General features: G+C 35.3%; 18 protein-coding genes. All 18 read right to left on the minus strand.

The genetic code is table 11. The annotated features are described in order from the left end of the window. Nucleotides 1-60: 60 nt before the first annotated feature. A complete protein-coding gene (locus A3SG_RS0105010; protein ID WP_029596617.1) occupies nucleotides 61-1,350 on the minus strand; it encodes a murein hydrolase activator EnvC family protein in 1,290 nt (429 codons plus the stop codon). A 23-nt stretch (nucleotides 1,351-1,373) separates the two neighbouring features. Continuing rightward, a complete protein-coding gene (locus A3SG_RS0105015) occupies nucleotides 1,374-2,147 on the minus strand; it encodes a DUF4292 domain-containing protein (RefSeq protein ID WP_016988930.1) in 774 nt (257 codons plus the stop codon). Nucleotides 2,148-2,154: 7 nt separating this feature from the next. After that, the gene (locus A3SG_RS0105020) at nucleotides 2,155-3,498 is read right to left on the minus strand and encodes a tetratricopeptide repeat protein (RefSeq protein WP_016988931.1); all 1,344 of its coding nucleotides are present in this window, start codon (nucleotides 3,496-3,498) and stop codon (nucleotides 2,155-2,157) included. 94 nt (nucleotides 3,499-3,592) lie between these two features. After that, nucleotides 3,593-4,609, minus strand: coding sequence for a sugar phosphate nucleotidyltransferase (locus A3SG_RS0105025; protein WP_016988932.1), 1,017 nt, complete (start codon nucleotides 4,607-4,609; stop codon nucleotides 3,593-3,595). Between the two features lie 126 nt (nucleotides 4,610-4,735). After that, nucleotides 4,736-5,170 carry a dUTP diphosphatase gene (gene dut, locus A3SG_RS0105030; RefSeq protein ID WP_016988933.1) on the minus strand — a complete coding sequence of 145 codons (435 nt, stop codon included), beginning with the start codon at nucleotides 5,168-5,170 and terminating at the stop codon, nucleotides 4,736-4,738. A 143-nt stretch (nucleotides 5,171-5,313) separates the two neighbouring features. Further along, nucleotides 5,314-6,771, minus strand: coding sequence for a lipopolysaccharide biosynthesis protein (locus tag A3SG_RS0105035; RefSeq protein ID WP_029596618.1), 1,458 nt, complete (start codon nucleotides 6,769-6,771; stop codon nucleotides 5,314-5,316). A gap of 38 nt (nucleotides 6,772-6,809) precedes the next feature. Next, nucleotides 6,810-7,226, minus strand: coding sequence for a hypothetical protein (locus A3SG_RS0105040; protein WP_016988935.1), 417 nt, complete (start codon nucleotides 7,224-7,226; stop codon nucleotides 6,810-6,812). A 93-nt stretch (nucleotides 7,227-7,319) separates the two neighbouring features. Next, nucleotides 7,320-7,763, minus strand: a complete 444-nt coding sequence (locus A3SG_RS0105045; RefSeq protein ID WP_016988936.1) for a GNAT family N-acetyltransferase — start codon at nucleotides 7,761-7,763, stop codon at nucleotides 7,320-7,322. A gap of 86 nt (nucleotides 7,764-7,849) precedes the next feature. Next, a complete protein-coding gene (gene atpG / locus A3SG_RS0105050) occupies nucleotides 7,850-8,710 on the minus strand; it encodes an ATP synthase F1 subunit gamma (RefSeq protein WP_016988937.1) in 861 nt (286 codons plus the stop codon). A gap of 73 nt (nucleotides 8,711-8,783) precedes the next feature. Next, a complete protein-coding gene (gene atpA / locus A3SG_RS0105055; protein ID WP_016988938.1) occupies nucleotides 8,784-10,361 on the minus strand; it encodes a F0F1 ATP synthase subunit alpha in 1,578 nt (525 codons plus the stop codon). Nucleotides 10,362-10,399: 38 nt separating this feature from the next. Further along, entirely contained in the window at nucleotides 10,400-10,933 is a 534-nt protein-coding gene (atpH, locus tag A3SG_RS0105060; RefSeq protein ID WP_016988939.1) for an ATP synthase F1 subunit delta, read from the minus strand. Between the two features lie 4 nt (nucleotides 10,934-10,937). Beyond that, nucleotides 10,938-11,438 carry a F0F1 ATP synthase subunit B gene (locus tag A3SG_RS0105065; RefSeq protein ID WP_016988940.1) on the minus strand — a complete coding sequence of 167 codons (501 nt, stop codon included), beginning with the start codon at nucleotides 11,436-11,438 and terminating at the stop codon, nucleotides 10,938-10,940. 86 nt (nucleotides 11,439-11,524) lie between these two features. Beyond that, nucleotides 11,525-11,716, minus strand: coding sequence for an ATP synthase F0 subunit C (gene atpE, locus A3SG_RS0105070; protein WP_016988941.1), 192 nt, complete (start codon nucleotides 11,714-11,716; stop codon nucleotides 11,525-11,527). Nucleotides 11,717-11,750: 34 nt separating this feature from the next. Then, nucleotides 11,751-12,902 (minus strand): F0F1 ATP synthase subunit A, encoded by a 1,152-nt coding sequence (atpB, locus tag A3SG_RS0105075; RefSeq protein WP_029596619.1) that lies wholly within the window; start codon nucleotides 12,900-12,902, stop codon nucleotides 11,751-11,753. A 577-nt stretch (nucleotides 12,903-13,479) separates the two neighbouring features. Further along, complete coding sequence (locus tag A3SG_RS23065; protein WP_410500987.1) at nucleotides 13,480-13,623, minus strand: AtpZ/AtpI family protein; 144 nt, start codon at nucleotides 13,621-13,623, stop codon at nucleotides 13,480-13,482. Between the two features lie 54 nt (nucleotides 13,624-13,677). Further along, a complete protein-coding gene (locus tag A3SG_RS0105090) occupies nucleotides 13,678-14,085 on the minus strand; it encodes a polymer-forming cytoskeletal protein (RefSeq protein WP_016988944.1) in 408 nt (135 codons plus the stop codon). Nucleotides 14,086-14,087: 2 nt separating this feature from the next. Continuing rightward, nucleotides 14,088-16,721, minus strand: a complete 2,634-nt coding sequence (locus tag A3SG_RS0105095) for a tetratricopeptide repeat protein (RefSeq protein WP_016988945.1) — start codon at nucleotides 16,719-16,721, stop codon at nucleotides 14,088-14,090. 87 nt (nucleotides 16,722-16,808) lie between these two features. Beyond that, nucleotides 16,809-17,504 (minus strand): ABC transporter ATP-binding protein, encoded by a 696-nt coding sequence (locus tag A3SG_RS0105100; protein WP_016988946.1) that lies wholly within the window; start codon nucleotides 17,502-17,504, stop codon nucleotides 16,809-16,811. Nucleotides 17,505-17,512 lie beyond the last annotated feature (8 nt).

A 17,512-nucleotide genomic window follows, 5' to 3' on the forward strand; every position in this document is an offset into this window, starting at 1 on the left:
CAAAACAAGCGAATCATCCGATTCGCTTGTTTTGTTATGAGTTATTCAATAGCCTGATAATTATTTATTAGACAACCAAGACTGCGGATTCGTATAAGTGGTATTTTGTAAAAGTAAAAATTTAATTACCGTTTTACCCGTATCTCCATTCGTTCTCACTCTACCCAAACTTTGCTTGATGCTTATTTTATCGCCTTTATTCACAGACACCGAACTTAAGTTTTGATAGATGGTGAAATAGTCCCCGTGTTGTATCATGACTGCTTTATTTACCGGTGATAACACCATAATACTAGCTACTTCTCCGCCAAAAACTGCTCTCGCATTAGCGCCTTCATTAGTAGTGATTTCAACACCGCTATTATGAATTACTAAAGTATTGTAAATAGGGTGTGCCTGGTCTCCGTACCCTAATGATATAAATCCTTTCTCGACAGGCCAAGGAAGACTCCCCCTATTTGCTTTAAAGTTGTCTGCAATCAACTTATCTTCTGGTGTCAATTCTATTCTAGAAGAGGACACAGGCTCTTTAGCTACCGCAGCGGCCACTTCTTTCGGACTTGCATTAGATTTCGACGCTAAGGCTCTCGCTTTTGCTTTTTCTAATGCTGCTTTTCTGTTTGCTTCAGCGATTGCCTCCCGAATCAAACGATCAATTTGTTTGTCGATTGTTTTAGACTCCCGCTGTTTTTTTCGAATGTCAGATACAATTCTGTTCTTATCTTTCTTAATGGAGTTGACTAATTTCTCCTGTTCTTGCTTTTCTTTTACGAGCGTCTCTTTTTCTTTCTTATTTTCTACTAAGAGCTTTTGTTTGGCTACTTTCTGAAGCTTCAATTTATCGTTGTAGTTAACCAGTTGGGTTGACTTGGTTTTTATTTCTTCCCCTTGGTTTTTTCTGAAACTGGTATATTGTTTCAAATATTGTGCTCTTTTATAAGCTTGTAGGAAATTCTCTGCCGAAAGTATAAACATTGCCCGACTTTGTTCTGATCGGCTTTTGTAGGACTTAACGATCATCTTAGCATAATCTTCTTTAAGGACTAAAAGTTCCTTGTTGAGTTTGTTGATTTTCATTTGATTAATATACATATCATTCGCCAAAAGCTTAGTTTGCTTTTCGGTAGTATTAATCAAGGTTTCTTTTAGTTTGATTTTGTTTTTTTGGATCAAAAATACATTCATTGCCGATTTTTCCTTTGACTTAACGTTTTTCAACATTTTTTCATTTTCTCTAATCTCTCGTTGGATTTCGACTTTACGTTGTTCTAACTTTTCTTGTTGCGAAGACTGACTCCACATCATAGAGGTCATACACATAAACAGTAGGTTAAGGAGAAATTTTGGCATCTTAAAAATATATTTTTGCGAATTTACTTAATTATAATTCTATTGTAACCATTTGGAACACTATATGGAAAAGAAAGATCTTCATTAAATGTCACCGAATTGTACTCTAATTCAATTTCTGATTTCCCTTTGGGTTGAAAAGTATTGATCACCAAATTTCCTGGCAACATCGTTTCTTTGTACTTCATGATGTTCGAATAGTTAACCTGAATCATCCGGTCTTCAGCTGTTTGTGTAATTTCTTGTTTTTGAACACTAAAATCTGTCGCGCTGATATAGAATGTTTTTTTAGTATTGCCATTTGATAAGTCATCTAATCGATACAACTGCCCCACTAATGATTCTTTGTATTTTCCTTTTGACAAATCGTCCAAAGCCTCCCCTAGCAACATGTTTTGAATCTTTTTAAAATCCAAATCTGTCCCTAGCCATTGGCTCAAAGCACTAAAATCACCTTCAAAATACGTGCCTTTTATCTTTTCATAATAGCGCACCGATGTTGGTGTTATGCTGGCTTTAGCCATTGTAATTCCAAGAAAACGAATGCTTACTAAAATTTGTTCGTCTTTCTTAATTTTAATTTCGGCGGTAACGTTCTGTGCCGATCGGTCATCTGAATATTTGGCATTAGCCTTTATATATAATGTAGAAAACTCCGTTTTATTGTTGTAATGATTCGCTATTATTTTACTTGATTTTAAGTAAGTGACCGGAACGGTGGCTTCTGTCACAATCGCTTTTGACTTGCACGAAAATAGTAGGACAACAACTGCCAATACTGCTAAAAATTTATTCATTGTAATTTTATTGTTTTAATAATTGATTGGCTTTAGTAAAATAGAAATCTTTTTTCTTTTCGTCTCCTAAACCATGATACGCTTCACCAAGCTGTATGTTGAAGTTTATTTCTAATGCCTTGTTGTCTACGAGATAATCCAGTCCCATTTCCAACATTTCCGTTGCTCTTTTAAATTGGCCCAATTGATTGTATGCTAGGCCAGAATAATAATAAAACTGTGGTTGCGCTGGAAACACGTCTACCATATCCGAGGCTTTTTTTGCCGCCTTTATAAACTCTTTTGTCTCCGTGTAGGACTGTAGCAGAAGTAAATTCGTTTCAATATCGATCTCCGTACTTTTAGCAATCGCTTTTTCATAATATCCAATTGCTTTGTACCATTGTTTTTTATTCTGATAAAACTTCCCTATTTCCTTAGCCACATTCACTTCCGGATCGTCATCAAAATAACCAGTAGCTTTTTCTAAGGCGTAAGCAAACTGCGGATTTGCACCTACATAAATCAGAAATTCGTTCAGAATTCGGTGTTTTATTTTGGAATCGATCTTACCACTAGCCAAAGCGATATTCATTGCATTTATAGCTTTTTCTCCTTCATTATTCTCCAGATGGTATTTAAACAAAGACACTTGTGCCCATTCGGATGTAGGTAATTCTGTTTCCAATTTTCGTGCCGTTTCCAACACTTTATCGGTTTCATTGTTTTTAGAATACAAGTAAATCAGCGAAATATAGTTGGATTCCTCTTTGGGGTACTTTTTGATTTGATCAATTAAATTGCTGATTTCTGCGTTTTGATATTTCCCTTGGGATAAAATCTGTGTTTTATAAGATTCTCTTCGTTCTGATTTTCCAGATGATTCATTGAGTTCATTTATAAGATCCAATGCTTTGTCAAATTGACTCGTACTCATGTAAAGTGACGTTAGGTCTTCTTTGAATTTAGTGTCGAACGGAATGAGTTTATTGATTGTTTTTATGGCGTTGACATAGTCTTTAGTTTGATAATCGACGTCGTACATTCCTACCCAAAACCATTTGTTTGTGGGGTCAATTTGTGTGGCATGCTCAAAGGAGCTGTACGCCTTTCTATAGTCTTTTAAGGCCAAATGATTTTTACCTAATTCAAAATGAATAGTGGCATTCTCCGGTTCAATTTTTAAACATTGTTCTAAAGCCACAATCGCTTTATCGTAGTTTTCAATTGCTTTTTGCTTTAAGGATTCAAAAAAATAATCCGTGAATTTATCACTATTTAACTTTATTTCTTCTGGTTCCGTTTGCGCCAATAGTGATGCCGAATTGCTTAGCAAAACAAGAAATAGAATATATAAAGCCGACTTTTTCATTGACTCTTTTTTAAACGCAACAGCTGGTGCAAAGCTCTTGCAGAAATTTATTTATGAGTTCCATACAAAGTGCCAGACAACACTAAAAAAAGTGTTATTCTAATACCGAATAATCACCAATACTTATACTAGTAAAATCACCATCAAAATGAACATGATTTCCTATCATGGCATTGTCTAAATTAGCATTACTGATGTGTGCGTGTGTCTGAATCAAGCTATTCTTAATGACACTGCCCGTGACGTGGCACCCTTTTCCCAGAGAAACATTGGGTCCTACGGTCGCGTTAATTAAAAACACATCCTCTCCAATATAACATGGTGGAATGATTGTTGAATTGTCTATTCTTACATTTACTGCCACTAATGCTGCCTCTTCCTTTTGTAAAAAACCTAGCATTCTGGAATTTGTTTCCACAGTTACGTTCTTGTTGCCACAGTCCATCCACTCGTCTACGTGACCTGTTTTAAAGACTTTCCCTTTTGCCATCATTGCTTTAATCCCATCATTAATTTGGTACTCACCACCATTTTGAATGTTGTTGTCTAAAACATTTTGCAACTCCTCTTTTAAATCATTTACCTCTTTAAAATAATAAATACCAATAACGGCAAGATCACTCACAAAGTCTTGCGGTTTTTCAACTAATTCTACAATTTCATCAGCCTCATTTAGTTTTACTACACCATAGGCTTCCGGCTGATCTACTTGCTTCACCCATATAACAGCGTCTGCTTCAGGATCAAGATCAAAATCAGCTCTAATAAGTGTATCTGCATAAGCAATTACAGCTGGTCCAGAAAGTGAATCTTTGGCACACATAATGGCATGACCTGTTCCTAAAGGTTCCAACTGGCGGTAAATAGATGCTTTGGCACCTAGACTTTGCGCCAATTCTTCTAAACTTTTGACAAGATCTTCTCCAAAAAAAGCGGGATCACCTAAAATGAAGGCGATTTCATCAATAGGCTCATCTAATATTTTGGTAATATCTTCAACTAATCGATGTAAAATTGGTTTTCCTGCAATAGGAATTAATGGTTTTGGAATGGTTAAAGTATGAGGGCGAAGGCGGGAACCACGTCCGGCCATTGGTACTATTATTTTCATGTTTTATTGTTTTAACCACAAAGTTCACAAAGCTTTCGCAAAGTTCACAAAGTATATTTATTTCTTTATTCTGTTATTTTTAGAGCTGTACAATTGATTCTATAAACGGAATACTGAGTCCGAAAACTATTTCACTCCCGTGCTTCCGAATCCGCCTTCTCCGCGGGAAGTTTCCGATAATTCTTGAACTTCAATCCAGTCGGCGCGCTCGTGCTTAGCGATAATCAGTTGTGCTATGCGTTCTCCGTTTTGGATTACAAACGGTTCATTGGATAAATTTACTAAAATCACACCAATTTCACCACGATAATCGGCATCAACTGTTCCAGGACTATTCAGTACCGTTATTCCATTTTTGAAAGCCAGCCCGCTTCTTGGTCTTACTTGTGCTTCATAGCCTATCGGTAATTCGATAAAAAGACCGGTCTTAACCACTGCGCGACCTAAAGGTTGCAATGTTACAGCTTCTGTAATGTTTGCTCTTAAATCCATTCCTGCTGAAGCTATAGTTTCATAGTTAGGTAAGGCATGTTGTGATTTATTGATAATGTTTATTTTCATTTTTATTTGTTTTTATGACACCAATCGTGAGTTGGCAAAAATGTTCTTTTTTTTAGCCCTGACAGCAGCAGCATCCTTTTTATCCTGATTTTTATCAGGATAAAAAGATATAGCGAATGGCAGGAAATAGCTCCTGATTATTTTTATTTTTTTATAATTTTCAACAATGTTACCTTTTCATTGTGGTAGATGAAATATAAAAACACGATTAATAAACCGACTCCAACATAATAATTCTCTCTGAAACCGTAAAAGGAGACCGCTGAAAAAAGTATGGATATAGAGAGATAGCCCCCTATTTTTTTTAAATCGTACGGAATAGGATAATATTTATTTCCCAGATAATAGGAAATTGTCATCATGCTACCGTAAGCGGCAATTGTCGCTATGGCCGAACCATAATAACTCATCGTGGGAATCAGTAAAAAATTAAGAACTAAAGTAATTACCGCACCTACTATGGAAATATAAGCACCGATGTAGGTCTTGTCAATTAGTTTGTACCAAACGGAAAGATTAGTGTAAATTCCCAAAAAGAAATTAGCCAAAATAATCAACGGCACTACTTTCATCGCTTCCCAATAAGAGCTATCGCGAATCATCAGCAGTTTAAAAAGATCGGCAAAAACGATTACGGACAATAATATAAAAGACCCGAAGATGACAAAATATTTAGTTACCATCGCATAAGTTTGTGGTGCGTTTTTATCACCAGCATGGCTAAAAAAGAAAGGTTCAATACCTAAGGTATAGGCAGTCCTGTACAAAACCATAAACAATCCCAGTTTATAACAAGCAGAATAGACCCCTACTTCAGCTTCTGCAATATTGGCTGGCAGCAATTTTGACAGAAGAATTTTATCGAATTGTTCATTTATCGCGAAGGCGATTCCCGCCACCATAATGGGCATTCCATAACGCATCATTCGTTTCCACAAATCTGTATCCACCTTCCAATTCAAATACACGTAATTAGGAAAAAGGGCCACAAAGGTCAATAAACTAGCAATAATATTGGCTAAGAATATGTACCCTATTTGAAAATTATCCACATAAACCGAACGCAAAAAACCTTGGGGATTTGCCTCGATAAACATGGGTATAGATACTAGAAAAACAAAGGTTAAAATCAGGTTAACCAGAACATTTCCAACCTTTATTGCACCATACATAATTGGTTTCTGATTGACTCTTAATTTTGAAAAAGGAATTATAACCAAGGCGTCTAAGGCCAGAATCCAAATCGTATAGGTTATATATTGGGAATCAATTCCCGACCAATTCGCTAAATTATTCCGAAACAAAAGTGCTATAACTAAAAAAAAATGGTAGTACCAAAAGATCGACACCATCGACGTCTCCTCTACTACTTTTTTATTGGGTTCCTTATTATAAAACCTGAAGAAGGCCGTTTCCATACCATAAGCCAAAATAACATTAAAAAATATCATCCAAGCAAAAACGACGGAAACCTTCCCGTACTCCGCTTTTGGAAGCAAATCGGTATAAAGCGGAACTAAGAAAAAACTGAACATCCTCGGCAATACTGTAGCGAGTCCGTAAATGGCAGTCTGTTTAAAAAGCTTTTTATATAATCCCAAAATAGTACCTCTTATTTATATTTAAAGAACAAAAATAACTAATTCTCTGGTTTATTATCTGCTGGATCTGCAATCATTGGTCTTTCTTTTATTGCCTCGATCGTATAAAACATAGTTTTATTATGGTTTCTATATTCCAATACCGCCTCATTGGATTGTAAATCAAATCGTGGCTTCGCAATCACGGGGAGTTTATTGCCGTATTCTTTTAAGAGGTCACTGTCTAAAATCAAATCTTGATTCATTGGAAATTCATAAAAGTGAGCTACAAAAGTCCTATCATTTTCTTTTTCAAGGATAGCGACCTGATTTTGAAAATAGATCTTATCCAACATAATTTCTTTCTTAAGTGGTTTATCGAGTACGATATAAAAAGAGATTCCGGTTTTAGTTTGTCCTTCTTGCGCATCTATTTTTTGGAAATACACCGCCGTCATTTCTTGTGGAAAATCCATTTTATTATTCTGTTTAGAAGCACAAAAAGAGAGACTTCCTACGATCAAAATACAAGACCACTATTTTTTTTATACGACCCATTGTAAAATGATTTAAGATAATCCCTCTTCATTAATAATTTTTACGAAATGCAAGCCTTTAGGGCCGTAGCCTTGATTGTAGTAAAACCGATGTGCGGTGAAGTTTCCTGTAAAAGCATCCAGCACAATCATACTACAGCCCTCTTCTTTTGCCTTTATATCTATGTAGTCCGTCATCATTTTACCAAGTCCCTTAGATCGATGTTCTGGATGAACAATAAAATTATCGATCTCAATGTATTTGCCCGACCATAATTTTGTTCCTGTCCAAAACCCAGTTACGGACACACACATCTCGTTTTCAAATACCGCAAGTTGTTTGTAATTATGTGGCACCATTTCTTTAAGATACGATTCGTATTTTTCCAATGGAAAATCTGGATACAAAAAGCGCATCAATTCAATATTCTTAAGCATTTCAGTCACGGTGGTGAGTTCTTTGAGATACAGTTGCATGGTATTACCGTTGTTAATATACAGTCTAAAATTAATAAAAAAAAGCCTCGCACACGCGAGGCTTCTCTAATAAGATGAATAAATATTTATCCGTTTAATGCTTCAGCTCCACCAACGATCTCTAGGATTTCATTAGTAATTGAAGCCTGACGCGCTTTATTGTAAGTTAATTTTAATTCGTTTCTCAAGTCGGTCGCATTATCTGTTGCTTTGTGCATAGCAGTCATACGAGCACCATGTTCAGAAGCGAATGAATCTCTAATCGCTTTGTACAACTGTGTCTTCAACGATTTAGGAATCAATGTCAGGATAATCTCCTCTTTTGACGGTTCAAAAATATAATCTCCAACCGAAGCTGTCAAATCTGATTGCACTGGCGCCAGAGGCAAGAATTGCTCCGTTTGAACAATTTGCGTTGCGGCATTTTTAAATTGATTGTAGATCAATTCAATTTTATCATATTCTCCAGAAATGAATTTCTCCATCAACGCATCTGCAATCACAGCTACATTATCAAAGGTCAAATCATCATAAACTGCGCTTTGATTATCAATTACTACACTTGTCTTAACTAAAACATCATTTCCTTTCTTGCCTATCGCAAAAACGTCCACTTGTTTTCCTGTATAAAACCCAAAACGGCTTTTGGATGCCTTAATTACATTCGAATTAAATGCACCACACAAACCTCTATTTGAAGTGATAGCAACAACTAATACTTTTTTTACCTCCCGCTGTGTTGTATACTCTCCTCCCACATCTCCTTCTAGTGTTGCAGAAAGATTTTGTAATAGTTCAGTTAATTTTTCGGCATAAGGACGCATCGCTGTAATCGCATCTTGTGCTTTCTTTAGCTTTGCTGCAGACACCATTTTCATCGCTGACGTGATTTGCATCGTAGATGAAACGGAAGTAATTCTATTACGTATTTCCTTTAAATTTGCCATTGTATTTTTAGTAATTAGTAAATAGTGATTAGTAATTAGATCTTCACTAGTTACTAATCACTTATCACTTCTATTAGTTATATTTTGCTGAAATTTCTTTTGCTACAGTTTGGATTACATCTGTAATCTCGTCTGTTAACTTTCCTGCTTTCAAAGCATCTAAAGTTGCTCTGTGTTTGTTGTTCAGGAACTCCAAGAAGTCTTTCTCAAATTCTTTCACCTTATTCACAGGAACGTTTCTCAAAAGATTTTTTGAACCCGCATAAATAATCGCAACTTGATCTTCTACTGTGTAAGGATCATTCAAACCTTGTTTCAAGATCTCGACGTTTCTTCTACCTTTTTCAATTACGTTTAAAGTAACTGCATCTAGATCAGAACCAAATTTAGCGAACGCTTCCAATTCACGGAATTGCGCTTGATCTAGTTTCAAAGTACCTGCCACTTTCTTCATTGACTTAATTTGTGCATTTCCTCCAACACGAGATACCGAGATACCGACGTTAATTGCAGGACGTACTCCAGAATTAAACAAATCTCCATCAAGGAAAATTTGACCATCTGTAATCGAAATTACATTTGTTGGAATATACGCAGAAACATCACCAGCTTGTGTTTCGATAATTGGCAATGCCGTTAATGAACCACCACCTTTTACAATTGGTTTCAATGAATCTGGTAAATCGTTCATGTTTTTAGCAATTCCATCATCAGCAATTACTTTACAAGCACGCTCTAATAAACGACTGTGCAAGTAAAATACATCTCCAGGATATGCTTCCCGCCCTGGTGGTCTTCTTAATAAAAGAGAAACCTCACGGTAAGCAACAGCTTGTTTAGATAGATCATCATAAACAATCAAAGCAGGACGACCTGAATCTCTAAAGTATTCTCCAATAGCTGCACCTGCAAAAGGAGCATAAACTTGCATAGGAGCTGGATCAGAAGCATTAGCAGCAACAATAATGGTATAAGCCATTGCTCCTTTTTCTTCTAACATTTTAGCGATTCCTGCTACAGTCGACGCTTTTTGTCCAATTGCAACATATATACAAAATACAGGTTTTCCTGCATCGTAAAATTCTTTTTGATTTAAGATAGTGTCAATACAGACAGTTGATTTACCTGTTTGACGGTCACCAATAACCAATTCACGTTGTCCACGACCAACTGGTATCATAGCATCTACTGCTTTTATCCCTGTTTGTAATGGCTCCGTTACTGGCTGACGGAAGATAACTCCAGGAGCCTTTCTTTCCAAAGGCATTTGGTATAACTCCCCACCGATTGGTCCTTTTCCATCAATTGGAAAACCAAGGGTGTTGACTACACGTCCTACCATTTGCTCTCCCACTTTAAGAGAGGCAATACGCTGTGTTCTTTTTGCAATAGAACCCTCTTTGATTCCAACTGATGGGCCTAAAAGTACCACACCAACATTGTCTTCTTCAAGATTCAATACAATAGCTTCTAAACCATTGTCAAATTCTACTAACTCACCGTATTGAACATTAGAAAGCCCGTAAACACGAGCAATACCATCTCCAACTTGAAGTACTGTTCCTACTTCCTCTAGCGTAGCGCCAGATTCAAAACCTTCTACTTGCTTTCTTAATATTGCTGAAATTTCAGCAGGTTTGATTTCCGCCATCTTAATTTATAATTTAGACACTTAAATGTGCAATAAAATTAGTTACTTAATTCCTTTTTTAATACTTGTAATCTATTGGCTATTGAAGCATTGTATTGCTTGTCACCTATTCTCAAGATAAACCCTCCAATAATCGAAGCGTCTACGTGATTTTCTATTGTAATTTTCTTATCTGATAATGAAGCGATTTTAGCTAATACCTTAGCTTCTAAAACTGCATCCATAGCAATAGCCGTAGTAACCTGCGCTACTTCCACACCATTCATGATATCGAATAATTTGCTATATTCTACTGCAACAGTCTCCAAGATTTCAAATCTCTTGTTTACAAATAACAAATGAAATAAACTCTTTGTTACGCCATTAGTATCTGCAAAAACTTCTAGTAAGGCACTCTCCTTAACTTCTACTCTTAAAGTGGGGTTTTGAATAAAAGTGCTTAATTCTATATTTCCACCTATAGTAGAAGCGATAAAGTTCATATCCTTACTAACTGTTAAAGCCACTCCTTTAGATTCTGCGATCTCTAAAATTGCTTTTGCATAACGAATTGCTGCTCTTGTACTTGCCATAATATTAGTTTAGCTTTACGTCACCTAACATTTTCTCAACCAATTTAGTTTGAGCTTCTTTATTAGATAATTCGTCTTTCAATAATTTTTCTGCAATAGTCAATGACAAAGTAGAAACTTGTAGTTTCAATTCAGCCATAGCTGCATTTTTTTCACCTTCAATTGCTGCTTTTGCTTGTTCGATCATTTTCAAACCTTGAGCCTGCGCTTCCTCTTTAGAATCAGCAATCATTTTTTCTTTAATTTCACGTGCATCTTTTAGCATGTTATCACGTTCCATTCTTGCTTCCTGTAAAATACGTTGGTTGTCGGCTTGAAGGTTTTGCATTTCTTTTCTTGCATTTTCAGCAGAAAGCAAGGCATTTTTAATTCCTTCTTCTCTATCATTTACTGCATCAAGAATGGGCTTCCAAGCAAATTTTTTCAATAAGAAAATTAATCCAACAAAGATCAATACTTGCCAAACAAACAAACCTAACTCAAACTGATTTATTAACTTTTCCATGTTATGTACCTATAATAATATTTAATTTAATAATAAAAACAATAGTTACAACCAACCGTTGTAACTATTGTTTTTTTGAATTTTAATTAAGCAGCAAACAATGCAGCGAAACCAATTCCTTCAATTAATGCAGCTGCGATAAGCATAGCAGTTTGGATTTTTCCTGAAGCTTCTGGCTGACGAGCAATAGCGTCCATTGCTGAACCACCAATTCTACCAATCCCTAAAGCCGCTCCGATTACGATCAATCCAGCTCCTACATAATTTAAACCTTCCATAATATATATAATTAAAAATTAAACACTCAATTTATTAATGTGCCTCCTCGTGGTGAGGCTCTTCTACAGCAGCGCCAAAATAAAGCGCTGATAGCAATGTGAAAATATAGGCCTGTAAAAATGCAACCAATATCTCTAAGATAGAAAGTGCAAATGACAATCCAAATGATAACGTACTACCAATCCAACTCTTGAAAATAAACATTAAACCGATGATACTCATTAAAACAATGTGCCCAGCAAAAATGTTTGCATACAAACGAATCATTAATGAAAATGGCTTAATGAAGACTCCTAACAACTCAATTGGCGCTAATACAATACGCATCAATTTTGGCACTCCTGGCATCCAGAAAATATGACCCCAATAGTTTTTATTAGCTGTCAGATTCGTTATTAAGAAAGTCATGATGGCCAATGCAAACGTAATGGTTAAATTACCTGTAACATTTATTCCAAAAGGCATCAACCCAAAAATATTTAAGAATAACACGAAGAAAAAGATAGTTAATAAGTAACTCATGTATTTCTTGTAATGTTTCTCTCCTATGTTCGGAATAGCGATTTCGTCCCGTATAAACAATACCACTGGTTCAAATATTCTTCCTCCGCCTTTAGCGATTCCTCCATTTTTAGAATAAGTTCTTGCTAAACCTGCGAACAGCAAAATCATTAAAAAAGAGGCAATAAATATAGAAAATACTGTTTTTGTAATTGAAAAGTCAATTGGACGATCATTCGTTGGAAAACCATCTGCACCCTCCGATATTGTACCAGAAGCATCCGTCGTGTATATTTTCCCATCGTGATGGTTTATCGCGTAGAAATTACCATTAGATTCGGCAACCGCTTCTCCGTGTTCAAATTTAGCAGAGGAGAAAAAGTGTATCCCGTTATCCCACAGAATTACTGGTAAAGAAAAACCATAATGTTCCCCTTCTACGTCATCAGAGAAAAAAGTAAAATCATGAGAATCTAACACGTGATGACCAATGTATGCTTTAATTTTAGATTTTACATCTGTAGGTTCAGCATGAGCTCCTTCGTGGCTTTTTTCAGTAGTTTCGTGTGCAACTTCAGTCTGAACTTTCACAGAATCCACCTGAGGATTTGCAAAACTCATTAAAGGAAGACAGGCTACTAAAGTCGCTATTATAAATCTAAGTGGTCTATTTGAAATCACCATAACTGTTAAATATCTTAATTTTTTACGTTTCTGAAATTTGGTGCAAATGTACATTTTTTATTATTATTCAAAAGAGTATAAAAACTTATTTTTTTCAATTCTCTGATGTATTTACTGATTTATTGTTTTTCTTTCAATATTCGTATTGTTAAAACAGTCTCTATTAACAAAAAAAGAATAAACATCCCAAAAAAATTAACTTTTTCAATTGTATTATCGTAAGTCACGATGTGCAAGATAGGTTTTAATATTAAATAACAAAACACCATTTTGATACTTGTTCCCAAAAGAAAAGACATCCCAACATTGTCGAAGCTTTTTTCTTTCACTTTTAATAAGACGATGAATATCAGGGTGGACATACCAAAAAACAATAGATAAAGTACTTCGATTGAATACTGAAAAGAAGCGACACTAATTTTTAATAAATAAAAACTAAATTTGTGTAATAAGTACGCTAGACCAGAAAATAGTGCTAAGCTGATAAGAGGCTTTTGATTTTTAAAATTCATACTGTGTTTGTTTGCTCCACACGACAGAAATACTGGGAGCTTTTTTACTTTTATTACTTAAAAGTTTATTGAGATTTGTTGATTTCGTTCACTTGTCGAATCACATTGTACAAAGCCAAGGCGACTCCAACCATGACTAAAATTTTATTGTAATATACTTGAGGATTGGGATAGTTTTCATCGAGCCAGTTTCCTCCATAAGCAAACAAAAAAATAGATAACCCCCACTCTGAATGGGTATATTAATTAAGGCAATCCATTTGTTAGATTGTTTTTTGTTGGGTTTCTTTTCCATCCGTTATTAATAACTTTTCTTCATTAATTTTCATAACGCAGGACGCACTAAAATTAGCTCCAGGTTCTACGGAAAGTTTCCCTACCGTAACTTTACCGTTGATAACGGCTTGAGCTTTTACGTTTAGTATTTCAGCAACTTGAATGATTCCTTCAAATTTACCTTCGATATCTGCATTTTTACAGTTAACATCTCCTGTTATACTGCCAGCAGGACCTACCACTAATTTTCCAGTAGAGTAAAAGTTCCCAATCAATTCTCCGTCAAGCCTAAAATCAGCTTGGGACACGATGTCTCCTTTTATAATAGTTCCTTCTACAATTCTATTCGTTTTTCCTAAAAGCTCTGTATAGGGCTTTGCTTTTCTATTAAACATTTTTATTCTTTTTTTAATCCTAAATAAATAGCAAGATTTTTTTTAATTTGAACCACTTTATAATTTTCATTAGTAAGGATAATAGCAGGTATCACTACTTTAAAATCCTTATCATCTTTTAGAATTGTACTGATATTTCGCGCATATGCCTCCGAGTTTATTCCCTTAATAGCAATAAAACTTTCCGTATCGCTATACCCATCTAAGGAATAATTTAAATCCTGAAAAGTAGCACCGGTCATCAATTTTTTAATCTTTTCTTCTATTGTTTTCGTGCTCTTTTCTTCTGATACCAAAACTTTGTAAAGCACTCTCCAGTTTTTAGTGTCCGTTGTCGTAAAATCTAGTTTTTCTAAAAAAGGAACTTGGTTCTTCAAAATGTCCTGCGCTTTTTTACCCTCTTCCGTAGTAGGATAATTGTCTGCCACAAAATGCAATGCATTTTTATAGGCGGCTAGCCCTTTCAACTTTCCAATCGTATTCGCTTTCAGCAATTCAAACTTTGAAACTATTTCATCCCCTGAAAACTGATTAATCAGCCCGTCAGCTTGTTCTAAAATAGTAATAAACTGTTCCTCATTGTATTGTTTGTATAAGGCATCGTAAGCGCCTTCGGGAGTGTCCTTCAATACCGTTCCCTCCGGATTTTTATTGTTTATTATCTGAGCATAGCGAGAATCTGGAAATTGGAAATTAATCCTGTCTTTCATCGCTTGCGCTTTGCTACTATTTGTAATTTGGTATATCTTGTATAAATTATACATGGCAGGAAGAATTAATTTTTCGTCCGGATTATTTTCTAATAATTGCTCCAACTTTTTGGTTGCCAATTCATATTCTTTGAACTTTTCCTTGTAAATTACCCCAAGTTGATAATAGGCTTTATTGCGTTCCTGTCCTATGCTATCAATTGCCCCTTGCGAAGTTGGGAGTTGTTTTAAATAAAAATCAGCAGTATATTCTTCAACTACATTATTCTCTTCCTCTTTTAAGCGGTCTTCCAGCTGCTCCCCATTGACATCCAAAGTGTCTTGTGAAATCGCGTTAGCCTTGATTATTGACGACAGCCTCCAATTGCCTACTGAAGTTCGATTTCCCCATGTTCTTTTGAATTCTAATTTCCCAAAAGAAACAGTCGTGGGGTTATAAAAATAGAAAACACTTGCCATTGTATTTGAGGCAGTCATTGAAGGGGGGGAAATCGGCGAATTGCGCGTTGGCTTTCCTAAATTTTGAGCAGAAAAAGCAGGGTCAATTGATGCTATACTACTGTTTCTATCTATATTCTCTTGCTTTTCTTTTAGTTTCTCTTCTAAAATTCTTTTAGCTTCATCTTTCTTTTTTAAGGTGTCGATATAGTTTTCGAAATAGCTAACCTTGCCTTCTTCTGACATAGAAACAACCTGTAAAATACTATCATTTCTCGAAGCGATAGCTTCAAAAAGAATTACATCGTCTAAATCTTTTCTGATCTTTGCAATGTGAATAAACTCTCTGGTTTTAAGGTCAAGATTTACTAATGTGCTGTCGTAATACTTTGCGGCAACTGGATACGCTGCATTTCTAAAATACATATTTCCCATATTCCTGTAATTCGAAGCTATTAAATACTGGTCGGCAGATGCTTTTTTAAGAGAAACAGTATAAAAGTCCAACGCTTTTTTCTGATTGCCCTGTTTGTCGTAGAAAACACCCATTTGATGATTTAAAACATCCAGGAACGGCCTATTCTCTCTGTCAGCGATTAATTTTCTATACGTTTTCAAAAAAGCAGTAGTGTCCCCGTTTTGATAGTCAAACAACTGCGCTTTTCTGGCTTGTGCTTGAATAACATATTTCCTTTCGGATTTTCTATTCATTTCTATTACCGACTCATAGCGGTAAATAGCGCTGTCTTTCTTACCTAACTCTTCATAAAGTTGACCGAGTATAAATCGATATCTCGCTTTTTCTTTGTTTTGTTTAGTGAATTTTTCAGCTACCTTTAATTTAATCAGAGCAGAGTCTTTTTCTTCCAAGTTCAAGTACGCTTCAGATAAAAGAGCATTGACATTAGAAACAACCTGTTTTTTAAGTTTTTGCTCCTTCAAAAGAGTCGTCATGTTTTTTACAACCAAAGCATCGTTACCCAAACGCATATTCGTTTTTCCTCGCCAAATTTTAGCTTCATAAATCTTGCTGCTGTTTGGGTATTTATATAAAATGTAATTGAATGCGTCTATTGCGGGAATAAACCTTTGATCGTAATATCTGGCTTTACCCAAAAGCAAGTACGCTTCATCTATTTGAAAGTTTCTTTCTCTTCCATCAATATTCATAGAATGCTTCTGAATCGCTTTGGTTGCTTTAGTTTCGGCTAATTCAAAATCAGCATTTTTTGCTTTTTCTTCTGAACTAACTTCATCCGTGATTTGCATCCTTTCGATAGGCAAACGTTTCCAGAAATTGTCTTTGCTATTGGCTTCTATCGCTAGAATGCCTTTGTCTAAACCAATTTCACCGTTGTACAAAATATTATATTTCGTACTAAGCGCATGAGAATTTCTAGATAAAAAGCTATTGTTCCTTGCAGAACAGGCTACCAAAAAATACAGAAACCCTAATGGAATTGAATATTTTAATATATTGGTTTTCAATGGCTAACGTTTTTATCATTAAACTTTTAAAAAAGCTTTTTAGTATTGTAACTTGTAAAAATACGTTTCTTTTTGAAATATGGAGGTTTAAACCGCAAAAAATAGCTCTAACTCCTGCAGCGTTTCCTCAGAGGTCTGAATATCTTTTACGATTTCTCCTTTATTTAAAGCTACTATTCGATCACAAACCTCTACAGTGTGTTGCAAATCATGACTTGAAACTAAGATCGTGACCTCCTTATTTTCAGCTAATTCTTTAAGTACTTTTTTCAACCGATTAACGCTTGTAGGGTCTAAATTAGCAAAAGGCTCATCCAGAATAATCACTTCCGGATTTCCGATCAGGGTTGCAATTATGCCGACTTTCTTCTGGTTGCCTTTGGATAAATCACGCAGATATTTTTTATTTTTCAGAATTTCCCCATTAAAAAACTCTTCATGTTTTTCTAAAATAGTATCAATATCTGCCTTGTTTTGACCGCGTAAATCGCCAATGAAATAAAAATACTCTTCTGGCGTCAGATAACCTATCAAGAAGCTTTCGTCCAGAAAAGAGGCCGTAAATGGTTTCCAAGCTTCACTGATATTCACTTGTACATCCTGATTGAAAATATTCCCTGTGGAAGGTTGGATTAAATCCAATAAAAGGCTGAAAAAAGTAGTTTTTCCAGCTCCGTTATTACCTACTAATCCAAAGCTTTCGCCTTTTTTTATTTCTAAAGTATCTATTTTTAATACGGTTGTTCCGTTGTATGTTTTTGAAAGGTTATTTACTTGTATCATTTTTTAAA

It is taken from the genome of Flavobacterium sp. ACAM 123 (genome assembly GCF_000264055.1).
Taxonomy (GTDB): domain Bacteria; phylum Bacteroidota; class Bacteroidia; order Flavobacteriales; family Flavobacteriaceae; genus Flavobacterium.